The 17340-nt window shown below is 58.1% G+C and carries 14 protein-coding genes; 9 read left to right on the top strand and 5 right to left on the bottom strand.

Going from position 1 to position 17340, the window contains the following annotated elements; translation table 11 throughout:
• Positions 1 to 68 precede the first annotated feature (68 nt).
• From fruA to fruB, 3 genes are read right to left on the bottom strand one after another with little or no spacing between them, the layout of a single operon-like run.
• On the bottom strand, positions 69 to 1760 hold the full coding sequence (gene fruA, locus ENTCL_RS07660; RefSeq protein WP_013365542.1) for a PTS fructose transporter subunit IIBC: 1692 nt from the start codon (positions 1758 to 1760) through the stop codon (positions 69 to 71).
• Positions 1761 to 1776: 16 nt separating this feature from the next.
• A complete protein-coding gene (fruK, locus tag ENTCL_RS07655; RefSeq protein WP_013365541.1) occupies positions 1777 to 2715 on the bottom strand; it encodes a 1-phosphofructokinase in 939 nt (312 codons plus the stop codon).
• Complete coding sequence (gene fruB / locus ENTCL_RS07650) at positions 2715 to 3845, bottom strand: fused PTS fructose transporter subunit IIA/HPr protein (protein ID WP_013365540.1); 1131 nt, start codon at positions 3843 to 3845, stop codon at positions 2715 to 2717. Before fruB ends, fruK begins: the two co-directional genes overlap by 1 nt.
• A gap of 370 nt (positions 3846 to 4215) precedes the next feature.
• On the opposite strand from fruB, the gene setB reads away from it, so the two are divergent.
• A complete protein-coding gene (gene setB, locus ENTCL_RS07645; protein ID WP_013365539.1) occupies positions 4216 to 5397 on the top strand; it encodes a sugar efflux transporter SetB in 1182 nt (393 codons plus the stop codon).
• Here the strand turns inward: setB and ENTCL_RS07640 are convergent.
• A complete protein-coding gene (locus ENTCL_RS07640) occupies positions 5394 to 5648 on the bottom strand; it encodes a YkgJ family cysteine cluster protein (protein ID WP_013365538.1) in 255 nt (84 codons plus the stop codon). The two genes, setB and ENTCL_RS07640, sit on opposite strands and share 4 nt — an antisense overlap.
• A 133-nt stretch (positions 5649 to 5781) precedes the next feature.
• On the opposite strand from ENTCL_RS07640, the gene yeiP reads away from it, so the two are divergent.
• Positions 5782 to 6354, top strand: coding sequence for an elongation factor P-like protein YeiP (gene yeiP / locus ENTCL_RS07635; RefSeq protein WP_013365537.1), 573 nt, complete (start codon positions 5782 to 5784; stop codon positions 6352 to 6354).
• Between the two features lie 61 nt (positions 6355 to 6415).
• Here yeiP and uxuA read toward each other — a convergent pair whose 3' ends face one another.
• On the bottom strand, positions 6416 to 7606 hold the full coding sequence (uxuA, locus tag ENTCL_RS07630; protein WP_013365536.1) for a mannonate dehydratase: 1191 nt from the start codon (positions 7604 to 7606) through the stop codon (positions 6416 to 6418).
• A 204-nt stretch (positions 7607 to 7810) separates the two neighbouring features.
• Here uxuA and ENTCL_RS07625 point away from each other — a divergent pair, with 204 nt between their 5' ends.
• From ENTCL_RS07625 to ENTCL_RS07595, 7 genes are all read left to right on the top strand, one after another.
• Positions 7811 to 9277 (top strand): mannitol dehydrogenase family protein, encoded by a 1467-nt coding sequence (locus ENTCL_RS07625; protein ID WP_013365535.1) that lies wholly within the window; start codon positions 7811 to 7813, stop codon positions 9275 to 9277.
• A gap of 125 nt (positions 9278 to 9402) precedes the next feature.
• Complete coding sequence (locus tag ENTCL_RS07620) at positions 9403 to 10380, top strand: CobW family GTP-binding protein (RefSeq protein WP_013365534.1); 978 nt, start codon at positions 9403 to 9405, stop codon at positions 10378 to 10380.
• A gap of 625 nt (positions 10381 to 11005) precedes the next feature.
• The gene (gene mepS / locus ENTCL_RS07615) at positions 11006 to 11575 is read left to right on the top strand and encodes a bifunctional murein DD-endopeptidase/murein LD-carboxypeptidase (RefSeq protein ID WP_013365533.1); all 570 of its coding nucleotides are present in this window, start codon (positions 11006 to 11008) and stop codon (positions 11573 to 11575) included.
• A gap of 195 nt (positions 11576 to 11770) precedes the next feature.
• On the top strand, positions 11771 to 13333 hold the full coding sequence (locus ENTCL_RS07610) for a cyclic di-GMP phosphodiesterase (protein WP_013365532.1): 1563 nt from the start codon (positions 11771 to 11773) through the stop codon (positions 13331 to 13333).
• A gap of 69 nt (positions 13334 to 13402) precedes the next feature.
• The gene (locus ENTCL_RS07605; RefSeq protein ID WP_125452004.1) at positions 13403 to 15211 is read left to right on the top strand and encodes an extracellular solute-binding protein; all 1809 of its coding nucleotides are present in this window, start codon (positions 13403 to 13405) and stop codon (positions 15209 to 15211) included.
• A 9-nt stretch (positions 15212 to 15220) separates the two neighbouring features.
• Positions 15221 to 16315 (top strand): microcin C ABC transporter permease YejB, encoded by a 1095-nt coding sequence (locus ENTCL_RS07600; RefSeq protein ID WP_013365530.1) that lies wholly within the window; start codon positions 15221 to 15223, stop codon positions 16313 to 16315.
• On the top strand, positions 16315 to 17340 hold the full coding sequence (locus ENTCL_RS07595; protein WP_013365529.1) for a microcin C ABC transporter permease: 1026 nt from the start codon (positions 16315 to 16317) through the stop codon (positions 17338 to 17340). Before ENTCL_RS07600 ends, ENTCL_RS07595 begins: the two co-directional genes overlap by 1 nt.

Raw genomic sequence — 17340 nt, 5'->3', positions numbered from 1 at the left:
AAGCACATTAAGGGGGGAAATAAAAAAGGGCAGAGTCAACTCTGCCCCTGGTGATACGGAGGATGAACTCAGGCCGCTTTCGCTACAGCCTCTTCTTCCGGACGCTTCAGCACCGCATAGGAGAGACCGGCAACCAGCGTACCGGCAATAATAGCCAGCAGGTAACCGAGCACCGGAGTAATCGCGCCCGGGATCAGCAGAACAAACAGGCCGCCGTGCGGCGCCATCAGCTTCGCGCCAATCGCCATGGAGATGGCGCCCGTTACCGCGCCGCCGACGATACAGCAGGGCAGAACGCGCATAGGGTCACGCGCCGCAAACGGAATCGCCCCTTCGGTGATAAAGCACAGGCCCAGCACCAGCGCGGCTTTACCGCCTTCCTGCTGCGCTTTGTCGAACTTACGACGCGCGACGATAGTCGCCAGCCCCAACGCCAGCGGCGGCACCATACCGGCGCCCATGATGGCCGCCATCGGTGCGTACGTTTGCGTACTCAGCAGGCCGACGCCAAACGCATAGGCGGCTTTATTCACCGGCCCCCCCATATCGGTACACATCATACCGCCGAGGATAGCGCCCAGCAGGACGGCGTTTGCCGTACCCATAGTCTGCAGCCAGTGGGTCAGGCCTTCGAGGATCCCGGCGACCGGTTTACCGATAAGGTAAATCATCGCCAGTCCCACGATAAGACTTGAAAACAGCGGAATGATCAGGATGGGCTTCAGCGCCTCCATGCTAGGCGGCAGCTTCACTTTGGTGCTGATCATTTTTGCGACGTAGCCCGCAAGGAAGCCCGCGATAATCCCGCCGATAAATCCGGAACCGGTGCTCACCGCCAGCATACCGCCGATAAGACCTGGCGTCAGACCCGGACGATCGGCAATGGAGAAGGCGATATAGCCCGCCAGCGCCGGCACCATCAGCGCGAATGCGGAACCGCCGCCGATCTGCATCAGCGCCGCCGCCAGCGTCCCCGGCTCTTTAAACGCCTGGATGCCAAAGGCAAAGGAAAGCGCGATACACAGACCGCCCGCCACCACCATCGGCAGCATATAGGAGACGCCGGTCAGCAGATGGCGATAGGCGCCGCCCGCCTCTTTTTTGCCCTCTTTCGCCGCCTGCGCGTTACCGGACGGCTGATACGGCGCGGCTTCCACCAGCGCTTTCTCAAACTCCTGCGCCGTTTTCTTCAGCGCCAGGCCGGTGGAAGTGCGGTACATCGGTTTACCGGCGAACTTGGCCAGATCGACCTCAATGTCCGCCGCGACGATCACCAGATCGGCCTGAGCGACCTCTTCCGGCGTAATCGCATTCCCCGCGCCCACGGAGCCGCGGGTTTCAACTTTCACCCACCAGCCGCGTTTTTTCGCTTCGGTTTCAATCGCTTCTGCCGCCATGAAGGTATGCGCAACGCCCGTCGGGCAGGCGGTGACGGCCACAATACGTTTTGGACCGTTTCCGCCGGCTGGCCGCGCGGCGACCGCAACCGGCGCGCTGTACACCGCGGCATGGGATTTCGCTTCGCTCAGGAACAGCTCCGGGTGCGCGACGGCGCGATTAATATCGCCGAGATACACCTGTTTGCCGTTCAGCGCGCTGTCCGCAGGCAGCGCCGTGCCCAGCACGATAGCCAGTTCGGCATCGTTTGGGTTATCGGTCATTTCAAGGCGCGCTTTATGCGCAGCCGCACCCAGCAGGGTCTTCGCCATATAGGCGCGTGCCTGGCCGAGCCCGGCATCGATAATCAGCAGCGTTTTCATTATGCCTCTCCTGCTGTCAGTTGAAGGGTTGTAAGTCAACACGCGCCATCATCGCGGCCAACTGGGTACGATCGGTAATACCAACGTTACTCTGGCTCACGGCCAGTGCCGCCACCGCGGTCGCCAGACGTAACGTATGTTCACTGGATTCGCGCATCAGCAGGCCGTAGATCAGGCCGCCAACCATTGAATCCCCTGCGCCTACGGTGCTCACGACCTCAACCGACGGCGGTTTGGCGATCCATTCGCCGGACGCGTTCACCCACAGCGCGCCTTCTGCGCCCAGCGAGATGACCACGTGCGCGATGCCCTGCTCACGCAGCGCATGGGCGGCATCAATCACATCCTTCATTTCCGGCAGCTTACGGCCTGCCCAGATCTCCAGCTCGCGACGGTTCGGCTTCACCAGCCACGGCGCAGCTTTCAGACCGGCCACCAGCGCTTCGCGGCTGCTGTCGAAAATGATGCACGGGCACTGGCTGCGCAGGCGGGTCATCCAGTCGGTAAAGGCTTCCGGGCTGACGCCTGCCGGCAGACTGCCGCTGACGCAGACCATATCGAACTGCCCAAGCCAGGTCAGAGAGTCATTAACAAAGCGCTCCCAGTCCGCGGCGGTGACGTCAAAACCGGAGAAGTTAAAGTCGGTGACTTCACCGTCTTTCTCCGTCAGCTTGACGTTGATGCGCGTACGGCCCTGCACCACCTGAAAACGGTTGGCGATGCCCAACTCGCTGAACAGCTGCTGAAATCCGTCCTGGTTATCTTTACCGAGGAAACCGCCCACGGTAACGTCAATCCCTAAATCCTTCAGCACCTTCGCCACGTTGATGCCTTTACCCGCCGCGTGCAGACCGGTGGTACGCACCAGGTTCACTTCGCCGCGCTCAATTTCCGGGGTGAACCCAACAAGATCATAGGCCGGATTAAGCGTAATAGTAGCTACACGTCTGCTCATTACGCGCCCTCCCCAAGACCAGAGGCGATGGCTTCGCCAATCGCGTTCAGCGCGCGTTCAGCATCGTCGCCCTGCGCGGTAAAGCGCAGGCGGTGCCCTTTCTTGACGCCCAGCGCCACAACCTTCATCAGGCTGCGCCCGTTGGCCGGTTTGCCGCTGCCGTCAAGGTTGGTGACGGTGACGTCGCTGTTGAACTGTTTAATCGTGTTGACCAGCATGGTGCCCGGACGGGCGTGCAGACCGTGCTCATTGCGCACGACAAACTCCGCGCTCAGCACATCGTCCGTCGGAACATCATCGCCGCTCAGCAGCGCCAGCAGCGTTGCCGCATCCGCCTTCAGCAGGCGTTCAGCTTTATTGTCCAGCAGCAGCGCGCTCAGGCGGTTCAGCACCGTCACCGGCTGGCTGTCGGCCATCGCCACCGTCACCAGCAGCGATGCCGGTTGACCGTCAACGTCAAATGCGCCTGCGGCGCGGCTGACGGCAATGGCGCTACGCAGGTTGCCCTGCGCGCTGTCGTTCAGCCAGATGCCCTGCCCCAGATTCAGCGGCCGCTCGGTGATGGCGCTGGCGACAAACGCGGCATCGACCGCGCCCGCCTCTTTCAGACGTCCGGCGTTCAGCGCCTGCAGCGTCACCAGATCGCTGGCGACAACGTCAAGGGTCAGCGTGTCGTTATCCAGCTTCAGCGCCTCGCTCTGCTTTTCGCCCATCAGCAGCGCGCGCAGTTCTTCCGCGGTGACGGCGGTTTTCAGCTGTTCAGCAACGGCATCATCGCTCAGCACGTGCGTCAGCTGACGCAGCAGGCCAAGGTGCTCATCGGAGCTTGCGGCGATGCCGATCGCGACATACGCGGTCTGCCCTTCGCCCCAGGCGACACCCTGCGGAAACTGGTAAACCTGCACGCCGGTTTTCAGCACCTGATCGCGGGTCTCGGTGGTGCCATGAGGGATTGCAATACCGTTGCCAAGAAAGGTGGAGGTTTGCTGCTCGCGAGCCAGCATACCGGCCAGATAGCCTTCGGCGACGTTGCCGGCGCTCACCAGCGCTGACGCCACCTGGCGAATCGCCTCTTCTTTATTCCCGGCCTGCTGACCGGGGTGAATGTCCTGCACAGATAACTGGAACATGGTTCTCCTCTCTCGCTGAATTGAATCGTTTCAGCCAACATGAGAAAAAAAGCGCCACCTTCATGTATGGACAATATGCCGATGACGCTGAAACGTTTCAAGAAGTCTGTGACTTATTCGTACGATGTGCAAGAAAAGTTGATTTTTTGATTACAGAAGTTAGATGTACTGCACATTTTGTTATCAGCCCCATGCGCATTGCTGACGCTTAAGGCAAATTCAGCCGCCTCGTTCAGCAGCTTCAGCTAAACGGTAATTTATTATGAAATGCTATTTTGATTTTTTTGTGCGGATATTGATATGAACAACTGTTTATTTGCAGACGGCCAGCGTACACTCCAGCCTCTTTCTGAGTGACTGATTCATCGACATGCCTAACACAACCGCTGCCGCCTCCCCGCGTGGGTTTGATCTAACGTCAACGGCGTTTTTAATCGTGGCTTTTCTGACCGGCATCGCCGGGGCGCTACAGACGCCGACGTTAAGCCTGTTCCTGACCAATGAAGTGCATGTCCGCCCGGCGATGGTCGGCTTTTTCTTCACCGGCAGCGCCATCATCGGCATTCTGGTCAGCCAGTTTCTGGCCGGACGTTCCGACCGCCAGGGCGACCGCAAGCACCTTATCGTCTTCTGCTGCCTGCTCGGCGTATTCGCCTGCATCCTGTTTGCCTGGAACCGCAGCTATTTTGTTCTGCTGTTCGTCGGCGTCTTTCTGAGCAGCTTCGGCTCTACCGCCAACCCGCAGATGTTTGCGCTGGCCCGCGAACATGCGGATAAAACCGGCCGCGAAGCGGTGATGTTCAGCTCAATTCTGCGTGCGCAGGTTTCCCTTGCGTGGGTGATTGGCCCGCCGCTGGCCTACGCGCTGGCGATGGGGTTCGGTTTTACGGTGATGTACCTGAGCGCGGCGGTCGCGTTTGTGGTGTGCGGCGCGATGGTATGGATGTTCCTGCCCAGTATGCGCAAAACGCCCGCGGCGACGGCCAGACATCTTGAAGCGCCGCGCACCAACCGTCGCGATGCCCTGCTGCTGTTTATCATCTGCACGCTGATGTGGGGCACCAACAGTCTGTACATCATCAATATGCCGCTGTTTATCATTAACGAGCTGCACCTGCCGGAGAAGCTGGCGGGGATGATGATGGGCACCGCGGCCGGTCTGGAAATTCCGACCATGCTCATCGCCGGGTATTATGCAAAACGCTTTGGTAAGCGCTTTCTGATGCGTATCGCCGTGGTGGCGGGGCTGTTTTTCTATATCGGCATGCTGACGGTGCATACCCCGGCCCTGCTGCTGGCTATGCAGGCGCTCAACGCCATCTATATAGGGATCCTCGCCGGGATCGGCATGCTCTATTTTCAGGATCTGATGCCGGGCCAGGCCGGGGCCGCGACAACGTTATATACTAATACCACCCGCGTCGGCTGGATAATCGCCGGGTCGCTGGCGGGCGTCGTGGCCGAAATCTGGAGCTATCATGCGGTGTTCTGGATTGCGCTGGCGATGTGCGTTTTCACCAGCGTCGGTTTACTGCGGATCAAGGACGTTTAGGGCGTCGTCAGCCGTTCGAGGTGAATAAGGAACGCCATCGCCTGCTGACGCGACGCGCCGCACATGTCCGCTGACGGCTGAAGCCCGGCGCAGACCTTTGGCCGCAGCGGCGAGCCGAATATCCGGCAGCGCTGCTGCGCATCAAGCTGAATGCAGGGCGTGTTTGCCGGTTTGCCGTTGGGCATTCCCGGAATCGGGCTGGAGATTGAAGGCGCGGTACAGCAGGCGCCACAGTCCGGGCGACAATCCATGATGGGTCTCTCGTCAGTCAGGCAGAGCACCTTATCACCTTTTCGCAAAACCCGCGAATTCCGCTTGCCTGAAAGGGCCGGCGCGAGTACTTTGACGCGATATTTTTGACTTCTGTTAAACAGGATTACTGCAATGCCAAGAGCGAACGAAATTAAAAAAGGTATGGTACTGAATTACAACGGCAAGCTGCTGATTGTTAAAGATATTGATATTCAGTCCCCGAGCGCCCGCGGCGCAGCAACGCTGTACAAAATGCGTTTTTCCGATGTCCGTACCGGGCTGAAAGTGGAAGAGCGTTTTAAAGGCGACGATATCCTTGATACCGTGACCCTGACCCGCCGTTTCGTCGATTTCTCCTACGTTGACGGCAACGAATACGTGTTCATGGATAAAGAAGACTATACGCCGTATACCTTCACCAAAGACCAGATTGAAGAAGAGCTGCAGTTCATCCCGGAAGGCGGGATGCCGGACATGCAGGTGCTGACCTGGGACGGCCAGCTGCTGGCGCTCGAACTGCCGCAGACCGTTGATCTCGAAATCGTCGAAACCGCGCCGGGCATTAAGGGCGCTTCCGCAAGCTCCCGCACCAAACCGGCGACCCTGACCACCGGCCTGGTGATCCAGGTTCCGGAATACCTGACCACTGGCGAGAAGATTCGCATCCATATTGAAGAGAAGCGCTATATGGGACGTGCGGACTGATAAAAAGCCAAAAGGACGGCGCATGCCGTCCTTTTTTATTCCCGCCGGATAGCCGCCGTGGTTACAGCAGATCCGGGAATTTGGTCATCTTCAGCGCCAGCTCCACGCCTCGCACTTCCGCAAGCCCTTTCAGACGGCCAATCGCCGAATAGCCCGGGTTGGTTTTTTTCTTCAGATCGTCAAGCATCTGGTGCCCGTGATCCGGACGCATCGGGATCGGACGCAGGTCGCCTGTGTTCTTCCGGCGCTGCTCTTCGGTCAGGATGGCATTCACCACCGCCACCATGTTGACATCGCCCGTCAGATGCGCCGCCTCATGGAAGGTTTTTGGGTTGTCTTCACGGCAGGTCGCGCGCAGGTGGGTGAAGTGAATACGATCGCCAAAGGTCTCAATCATCTTCACCAGGTCGTTATCCGCACGTACGCCGTAAGAGCCGGTGCACATGGTGAACCCGTTGTTGATGCTGTCGACGGTCTCCTTCAGCCACTGCATATCCTCAATGGTTGAGACAATGCGCGGCAGGCCGAGGATCGGGCGCGGCGGATCGTCGGGATGCACCGCCAAGCGTACGCCCACTTCTTCAGCGACCGGCACAATCGCCCGCAGGAACACCGCCATGTTTTCGCGCAGCTGATCTTTGCTGATGTTGTCATACTCCGCAAGACGCTGGCGGAACTGATCCAGCGTGTAGCCCTCTTCTGCGCCCGGCAGACCGGCAATAATGTTGCGGGTCAGTTTTTCAATTTCGGCGGCGCTTGCGGCGTTGAAGTACTCCAGCGCCTGACGCTGCTCCTGCTCCGTATAATCCGCCTGCGCCCCTTCGCGCTTGAGAATATGCAGCTCGAACGCGGCAAAGGCGATTTGATCGAAACGCAGCGCTTTTGAGCCGTCCGGCAGCTGATACTCCAGATCGGTGCGCGTCCAGTCGAGGATCGGCATGAAGTTGTAGCACACGGTGTCAATGCCGCACTCGGCCAGATTGCGAATGCTCTGCTGATAGTTGGCAATCCAGATCTGATAGTCGCCGGAACGGGTCTTGATCTCTTCGTGCACCGGAATGCTCTCAACCACCGACCAGGTCAGCCCCTTTTCCGCCAGCAGCGCCTGGCGTTTTTTAATCTCGTCAACCGGCCAGACCTGGCCGTTAGGGATATGGTGCAGTGCAGTGACAACACCGGTCGCGCCAGCCTGACGCACATCATCAAGAGACACCGGATCGTTCGGTCCGTACCAACGCCAGGTTTGTTCCATCGCCACACCTCTTAAGTTGTTATACCAATAATAGCGAACTTTATGACGACTACCATACATGCTTCTGCGTAATGGTCAAACAGCCCCGCCACATTGATTGATCCAGCTCACATTACCCGGATAAATACGGCACACCAATTTAATTTGTTGTCATATAACTTTACACTGACATTGTTAATTAATGGTTATATAGGTGTTTATATAATGAAGACTATCGCCACCGCCGCCCTGCCGGATACCGTTCAGTTGCCGCAGTATGACCGCCAACGGCTGCGCTCGCGCATTGTGCACTTCGGCTTCGGCGCCTTCCACCGCGCCCACCAGGCGCTGTTGACGGACCGGGTACTCAACGCCGCGGGCGGCGACTGGGGATTGTGCGAAATCAGCCTGTTCAGCGGCGATGTACTGATGAGCCAGCTGCGCCAGCAGGACCACCTGTATACCGTGCTGGAAAAAGGCGCCGACGGTAACCGGGCGATTGTGGTCGGCGCCGTGCACGAGTGCCTGAACGCAAAGCTCGACTCGCTGGCCGCCATTATTGAAAAATTCTGCGAGCCGCAGGTCGCCATCGTCTCGCTGACCATCACCGAAAAAGGCTACTGCATCGACCCGGCCACCGGCCAGCTGGACGCCACGCAGCCGCGCATCCTTCACGATCTCGAAAACCCGACGATGCCAGGCTCCGCACCGGGAATTCTGGTGGAAGCGCTGGCCCGCCGCCGTGAACGCGGTCTGCCGCCGTTCACCGTCCTGTCCTGCGATAACATTCCCGATAACGGCCATGTGGTTAAAAACGCCGTTCTCGGCATGGCGGCAAAGCGCTCGCCGGAGCTGGCGCAGTGGATAGCCGCGCACGCCAGCTTTCCCGGCACCATGGTCGACCGCATTGTGCCTGCGGCAACGCCGGAATCGCTCGCTGAAATCGCGCAGGTCCTTGGCGTGGAGGACCCCTGCGCGGTGAGCTGCGAGCCGTTTATTCAGTGGGTGGTTGAGGACAACTTCGTCGCCGGACGCCCGGCGTGGGAAACCGCCGGCGTACAGATGGTGAAAGACGTCCTGCCCTGGGAGCAGATGAAGCTGCGAATGCTCAACGGCAGCCATTCATTTCTGGCGTATCTGGGCTACCTGGCGGGCTATGAGCACATCAGCGACTGTATGCAGGATGATGACTTCCGCCGCGCCGCCCAGCGTCTGATGATGCAGGAACAGGCGCCGACGCTTGATATCAAAGACGTCAACCTCAGCGACTATGCCGACAGCCTCATCGCCCGCTTCTCCAACCCGGCGCTTAAGCACCGGACCTGGCAAATTGCCATGGACGGCAGCCAGAAGCTGCCGCAGCGCATGCTGGAGAGTATCCGGATTCACCTGCGGCGCGGCAGCGACTGGCCGCTGCTGGCGCTGGGCGTCGCGGGCTGGATGCGCTACGTCAGCGGGGTGGACGAACGCGGCGACGCCATTGACGTGCGCGATCCGCTGGTCGAAAAAATCCGCCAGCGGGTGGCGGCCAGCCAGCCCGAGGACCGCGTGGCCGCCCTGCTGTCGTTGACGGAAATTTTCGGCGCTGACCTTGCGCAGAACGCCGACTTCACCGCCGCCGTGCAGCGCGCCTGGGCTATGCTGACCCGCAACGGCGCCCGCCGGGCGGTGAGCGGCGCCCTGAATTCTTAACAATTCCTGCCGTTTAGCGGACAGATTCCCTCTCTGTCCGCATTAAAAACTTCTCTTTTCTCCCTTTTTTCGTCAGGATAGGTCACACCTGTTACATTATTACAATTACCTCATCGGGAGTTTCCGTGACGCTCACTAACCTGATTACCGGCTTTCTTGGCAGCGGCAAAACCACCTCCATTTTGCATTTACTGGCGACAAAACCGGCTAATGAAAAGTGGGCGGTGCTGGTGAATGAGTTCGGTGAGGTCGGCATCGACGGCGCCCTGCTGGCCGATAGCGGCGCGCTGCTCAAAGAGATCCCCGGCGGCTGTATGTGCTGCGTCAACGGCCTGCCGATGCAGGTGGGTCTGAACACGCTGCTACGTCAGGGCAAGCCCGATCGCCTGCTGATCGAGCCTACCGGGCTTGGGCATCCGAAACAAATTCTCGATATCCTGACCGCGCCGGTCTACGAACCGTGGATCGACCTGCGCGCCACGCTGTGCGTTCTCGACCCGCGCCAGCTGCTGGATGAAAAAATCGTCAGCAATGACAATTTCCGCGATCAGCTTGCCGCCGCCGACGTCATCGTCGCCAACAAGCAGGATAAAGCGACGGCGGAAAGCCAGCAGGCGTTCGCGCAGTGGTGGCAAACCTACGGCGGCGAACGCCTGCGCGTGGAGGCGACCCAGGGCAATATTGACGGCGGGTTGCTGAATCTTCCGCGCCGCAACCTCGCGCCGCTGCCGGAAAGCGCCGCCCACGCCCACGGCCATCCGTCGAACAGGGGACTGGCGGCGTTAAGCCTGCCGGGCCACCAGCGCTGGCGACGCAGCGTTAACCGTGGTCAGGGCTACGTTGCCTGCGGCTGGATTTTCGACGCCGATACCCAGTTTGACACCATCGGCCTGCTTGAATGGGCGCGGCTGGCGCCGGTTTCACGGGTAAAAGGCGTTATGCGTATTGCGGAAGGCCTGGTGCGAATTAACCGCCAGGGAATGGATCTGCATATCGAAACGCAAAATGTCGCGCCGCCTGACAGCCGAATTGAACTGATTAACGACGGCGATACCGACTGGAATATGCTGCAAGCCGCGCTGTTGAAACTGCGGGTCAGCTGACAGCAAGGGGCGCTTAATTGCGCCCTCTTTATCTGCTGATATTTTGACCATCAGATATTTCTTGTTTCCCTGATTATTTTTGTGGTTTTTGCATTTTTGCCCCAGACTCCCGGTATAGCGTGGATACTGACGACGCCGTTGAGCGACGGCATTATCACCCTGCTCGATCGTTTCTCGCCGCAATCAGCAACAAAAATCAAACAATCACCCAACACAAATTAACAGTATCCATCAGGGATAGTTTTCTTTCGCTGAACTATCTCTGCCGTTTTTTTATTCGTTTCGTCATCTTCCTGACACAATGATCGCGTTAGATTTTAAAGGATTGGCTAATTTCCGCGCGAAATTGACGCTATTTTGGGCTTTGCCGTTTTGTCACTTTCTGTATCACATTTTCTTATAAAAAAACGCGGAAAAGCGCTCGCCAAGCCAGCATCGATCGGGTAACCTCGTTCTCGTTTTGCCTGACAGAGTTAAATTATTCGAAGGGTAAATAAATTTGTGCGATGGTGCACAATTTTGAACCTAAGCAATTGTCTCATTGTGGGCAGGTATTTAGTCTCGTCACGTTTGGCATTTTTATAACGGTGTTTATCGTTAAGGACTTCAAGGGAAAATAAATAAAATGGTCAAATCTCAACCAATTTTGAGATACGTCTTGCGGGCAATTCCCGCAATAGCAGTAGCGGTACTGCTTTCTGCATGTAGTTCTACCAATACCGCAAAGAATATGCATTCTGAGACGCATGCTGTGGGAATGGATGATCCTTCTTCACTGCAAGCCTCTCAGGATGAATTTGAATCCATGGTGCGTAATCTCGACGTGAAATCGCGCCTGATGGAACAATATGCGAGCTGGAAAGGCGTTCGTTACCGTCTCGGCGGCGACACCAGACGCGGCATCGACTGTTCAGCTTTCGTACAGCGCACCTTCCGTGACCAGTTTGGCATGGAACTGCCGCGCTCTACCTCTGAGCAGCAGGAAATGGGGCGTTCAATTAAGCGAACCCAGCTGCGTACCGGTGATTTAGTGCTGTTCCGCGCCGGGTCAACCGGGCGTCATGTCGGCATCTACATTGGTAATAACCAGTTTGTTCATGCCTCCACCAGCAGCGGTGTGACGATCTCAAGTATGGACGAGCCGTACTGGAACAAGCGCTATAACGAAGCGCGTCGCGTACTGAGCCGTTCCTGATGCATATCTTGCCGTCGGTTTTCCCTTGGCTGACGGCATGATTCAGAATAAAAGCACTGCCTGCGCAGTGCTTTTTTTTGCCTTTCATCCTGCGCCATCCCCACTATGGCCGTTCGCCAGGCTATGCTGGAAGATAATATAAATTGCCCTCTGGCCGTTAATTTAAGCGTTAAATATCACGGATAAGACACCTGTATGTTCACCCGCTACTTCTCTGTTGGCCGTCGCATTCTTTTTCTTAGCCTGGCGCTGGGGATCGCCATCGCGTTTCTGGCCAGTAGCGTGCAGTTTATGATCTCTCACCATAAGCGAACCGAGCAGTTCGATACGATTACGCACGACCTGCAGAAGTACCTTGACGGCTATTTTGGCGAACTGCTGACGACGATTGATACGCTCCAGCCGCTGACCATGAGCCCATGCGAGCAGGTTTCGGCGGAGCTTACCTCCCGGGCGGCGTTTAGCCTTAACGTGCGCGCGTTCCTGCTGGTGAGCGACGGCCACGCCGTCTGCTCCTCCGCCACGGGCAAAATGGACGTTCCGCTGAAGGAGCTGGTGCCCCAGATTGACGCCAGCAAGGCGCTGGATCTGCGTATCGTACCCGGAACGCCGATGATGCCGAACCGCCCCGCCTTTCTGCTTTGGGTTCGCAGCCCGCTGCTGGAAAACCGCGGTATTCTGACCTCAATTAACGCCAACCTGATGCCGGTCATCCTGTACTCCTCGCGTCTGAATCAGTTTAGCGGCATCTCGCTGGTGGCCAACGGCACCGCGATATCGACCTACAGCACCCGTCCGGTCGACGTCAAAACGCTGCGTGCCTCACCCGTTCGCAGCGCCCAGGTCAGCGGCATCCCTCTGACGCTCAACGTTTATGGCGATGAGTGGTCCATCGATAATATCCAGTACGCGCTGCTGCTGGGCGCCGTGTGCGGCCTGCTCGCCGGACTGCTGTGCTACTACGTGCTGACGGTTCGCCTGCGCCCGGGCAAAGAGATTACGCTGGCCATTAAGCGCGGCCAGTTTTATGTGGTGTACCAGCCGGTGGTGGAATCCGAAACCATGAAGATTCGCGGCGTTGAGGTCCTAATGCGCTGGAACCATCCGACCGCCGGGGAGATCCCGCCAGACGCATTTATCAACTTTGCCGAAGCGCAGCAGCTTATCGTGCCGCTAACGCGCCACCTGTTTGAGCTTATCGCCAGGGACGCGCCGGCGCTGAAAAAAATGCTGCCCCCTGGCGCCAAGCTTGGCATCAACATCGCCCCGGCCCACCTGCACGCCGAGAGTTTTCAGCAGGATCTGCGCGATTTTTCCGCGATGCTGCCCGCCAACTATTTCCAGCTGGTGCTCGAAATTACCGAACGCGACATGCTGAACCAGCATCTGGCCATGAAGCTGTTCGAGTGGATGCATCACGAAGGGTATGAGATTGCCATCGACGACTTCGGTACCGGCCACAGCGCGCTTATCTACCTGGAGCGCTACGCCTTTGACTACATCAAAATCGATCGCGGCTTTATTAACGCCATCGGCACCGAAACCGTCACGTCGCCGGTGCTTGACGCGGTGCTGACCCTCGCCAGACGCATGAAGCTGGTCACCGTCGCCGAGGGCGTTGAAACACCTGAACAGGCGGCCTGGCTGCGCGAGCATGGGGTTAATTTCTTGCAGGGATACTGGATAAGCCGCCCGCTGACGCTGGAAAAGCTGCAGCAAGCGCACCGCGAACCTGCGAAATATTTCCCAACGACCTGAGCCTCCCTTATTATTCAGAACATCGGGGCCGCCAGCCGGACATGACAACAGAAGGAACGCATCCTGAAGATTTTTGCGCGCGTAGGTTTGCTGATGGTTGCGCTGTTCAGCGCAGCGGGACACGCACAGACTATCAAAGAAAGTTATGCCTTTTCGGTCATCGGCGAGCCGAAGTACGCGTATAACTTCAACCATTACGACTATGTGAACCCGGCCGCGCCCAAAGGCGGTAGCGTGACGCTCGCGGCTATCGGCACCTTCGATAACTTTAACCGCTTTGCCCTGCGCGGCAATGCGGCCGTTCGTACCGAATCGCTCTACGACTCGCTGTTTACCACCTCCGACGATGAGCCCGGCAGCTACTATCCGCTGATTGCCGACAGGGCGCGGTACGCCGCTGATTTTTCCTGGGCGGAAGTGACCATCAACCCGCGCGCGCGTTTCCACGACGGTACGCCGATTACCGCCAGCGATGTCGCCTTTACGTTTCACAAATTTATGACCGAGGGCGTACCGCAGTTTCGCCTGATTTTTAAAGGCGCCACGATGAAGCCCATTGCGCCGCTGACCGTGCGTATTGAGCTTGCGAAACCCAGCAAAGAAGACATGCTGAGCCTGTTTTCTTTACCGGTGATGCCGGAGAAGTACTGGCGCAACCACAAGCTTAGCGATCCGCTCTCCACCCCGCCGCTGGCGAACGGCCCTTATAAAATCACCCGCTGGAAGATGGGTCAGTACGTCATTTATTCCCGGGTGAAGGACTACTGGGCCGCCGATTTGCCGGTAAACCGCGGGCGCTGGAATTTCGACACCCTCCGCTATGACTACTATCTGGACGATAACGTCGCGTTCGAAGCGTTTAAAGCCGGGGCGTTTGATTTTCGCACCGAAAGCAGCCCCAAAAACTGGGCCACGCGCTATATCGGTAAAAACTTCAGCAACCACTTTATCGTGAAAGAAGAAGAGAAAAGCCAGTCGGCGCAGGATACGCGCTGGCTGACGTTCAACATTCAGCGCCCGGTGTTCGCCGACCGTAACGTACGCAAAGCCATCGGGCTGGCGTTTGATTTCGAATGGATGAATAAGGCGCTGTTTTACGGCGCCTACAGCCGCGCCGACAGCTATTTTCAGAACACGGAATACGCGGCGCGCAGCTACCCGGATGCCGACGAGCTCACCCTGCTGGCGCCAATGAAAAAGGATCTGCCGCCGGAGGTCTTTACCTCTGTTTATCAGCCGCCGGTCTCCAGCGGCAACGGCTTTGACCGCGACAATCTGCTCGAAGCCGACAGGCTGCTGACGGCGGCGGGCTGGGTGCTGAAGGGCCAACAGCGGGTTAACGTCAGCACTGGCAAACCGCTGCGTTTTGAGCTGCTGTTGCCTTCTGCCGGGAATAACCAGTGGGTGATGCCGTTTCAGCACAACCTGAAGCGTATCGGGGTGACGATGGATATTCGTCAGGTAGATATCTCTCAGCTCACCAACCGGATGCGCAGCCGGGATTACGACATGATGCCGACCCTGTGGCGCGCCATGCCGTGGCCCAGCGGCTCCGACCTGCAAATTTCGTGGTCCTCGGCCTATATCAACTCGTCTTACAACGCCCCGGGAGTCAGCAGCCCGGTCATCGATAATCTGATCGCGCAGATGATCCATTGGCAGGGCAATAAGGCGAAGCTGCTGCCGCTCGGACGGGCGCTGGACCGCGTGCTAACCTGGAACTATTACCAGCTGCCGATGTGGTATATGGCCGCAGACCGCATGGCATACTGGGATAAATTCTCCCACCCCGCCGTGCGGCCCATCTACTCTCTCGGCTTTGATAACTGGTGGTATGACGTCAACAAAGCGGCGAAGCTGCCTGCGGACAAGCGTTAAGGAGTGAACATGGGCGCTTACCTGATTCGTCGACTTCTGCTGGTGATCCCAACGCTGTGGGCCATTATCACCATCAACTTTTTTATCGTCCAGATAGCCCCCGGCGGCCCGGTCGACCAGGCGATTGCCGCCATCGAATTCGGCAATAAAGGCAGCCTGCCCGGCGCGGGTGTCGAAGGGATGGGCGCATCGCACGCCAGAACCGGTGTCGGCAACATCAGCGAAAGCCAGTACCGCGGCGGCCGCGGGCTGGATCCGGAGGTGATCGCCGAAATCACCCACCGCTACGGCTTTGATAAACCGATTCACGAGCGGTACGTCACCATGCTGTGGGACTACCTGCGGTTTGATTTTGGCGACAGCCTGTTTCGCAGCGCCAGCGTGCTGCAGCTGATTAAAGAGAGTCTGCCGGTCTCCATTACGCTAGGACTCTGGAGCACGCTGATTATCTATCTGGTCTCCATTCCGCTTGGCATACGTAAGGCGGTGTCTAACGGCAGCCGCTTTGATACCTGGAGCAGCGCGTTCATCATTATCGGCTATGCCATTCCGGCGTTCCTGTTCGCCATCGTGCTGATTGTGGTTTTTGCCGGCGGCAGCTATTACGATCTCTTTCCCCTGCGCGGGCTGGTGTCGGCGAATTTCGCCACCCTGCCCTGGTATCAAAAAATCACCGACTACCTGTGGCACATCACCCTGCCCGTGCTGGCGACGGTGATTGGCGGCTTTGCGGCGCTCACCATGCTGACCAAGAACTCTTTTCTTGATGAGATCCGCAAGCAGTATGTTGTCACCGCGCGGGCAAAAGGGGTCAGTGAGAAAAATATACTCTGGCGGCACATTTTCCGTAACGCCATGCTGCTGGTCATCGCCGGTTTTCCCGCCACCTTCATCAGTATGTTTTTCAGCGGATCGCTGCTCATTGAGGTGATGTTTTCCCTGAACGGCCTCGGGCTGCTCGGCTATGAAGCGACCGTCTCCCGCGACTACCCGGTGATGTTCGGCACGCTGTACATTTTCACCCTGATTGGCCTGCTGCTGAATATCCTCAGCGATATTTGCTATACGCTTGTCGATCCGCGCATCGATTTTGAGGGCCGCTGATGATTCGCTTAAGCTCCGTCAACCAGGCCCGCTGGGCGCGTTTTCGCCATAACCGCCGCGGCTACTGGTCGCTTATTCTCTTTCTGCTGATTTTTGTCTGTAGCCTCTTTTCCGAGCTTATCGCCAACGATCGCCCGCTGCTGGTGCAGTACCACGGCAGCCTCTACTTTCCGGCGCTGAAAACCTATAGCGAAAAAACCTTCGGCGGCGAGTTTGCCACCGCCGCTGACTATCAGGATCCGTGGCTGCAAAAACAGCTGAACGACAACGGCTGGGTGCTTTGGGCGCCCGTCCGCTTTGGCGCCACCGCCATTAACTTCGCCACCGACCGCCCCTTCCCGTCACCGCCGTCGCGGCAAAACTGGCTCGGGACGGATGCCAACGGCGGCGACGTGCTGGCGCGCATCCTCTATGGCACGCGGATCTCACTGCTGTTCGGCCTGATGCTGACGCTGTTTTCCAGCGTGATGGGCGTCATGGCGGGCGCGATTCAGGGCTACTACGGCGGTAAGATAGATCTCTGGGGGCAGCGCTTTATCGAAGTCTGGTCGGGAATGCCCACCCTGTTTTTGATTATTCTGCTCTCAAGCGTGGTGCAGCCCAACTTCTGGTGGCTGCTGGCGATTACGGTCATTTTTGGCTGGATGGCGCTGGTTGGCGTGGTGCGCGCTGAGTTTCTGCGCACCCGTAACTTCGACTATATTCGCGCCGCCCAGGCGCTCGGCGTCAACGATCGGGGCATTATTTTCCGCCATATGCTGCCCAACGCCATGGTGGCGACGCTGACCTTTCTGCCTTTTATTTTGTGCAGTTCGATAACCACCCTGACCTCGCTCGACTTTCTCGGCTTTGGTTTACCGCTCGGATCGCCGTCGCTGGGCGAACTGCTGCTGCAGGGGAAGAACAACCTCCAGGCGCCCTGGCTGGGTATCGCCGCCTTTTTATCCGTTGCGGTACTGCTGTCGCTGCTGATCTTCATCGGCGAAGCGGTGCGCGACGCCTTTGACCCCAGTAAGGCGGTATAA

It is taken from the genome of [Enterobacter] lignolyticus SCF1 (genome assembly GCF_000164865.1).
GTDB lineage: Bacteria > Pseudomonadota > Gammaproteobacteria > Enterobacterales > Enterobacteriaceae > Enterobacter_B > Enterobacter_B lignolyticus.
The sequence above is the reverse complement of the archived record's forward strand: the minus strand, read 5'-3'. Positions and strand labels throughout refer to the sequence as shown.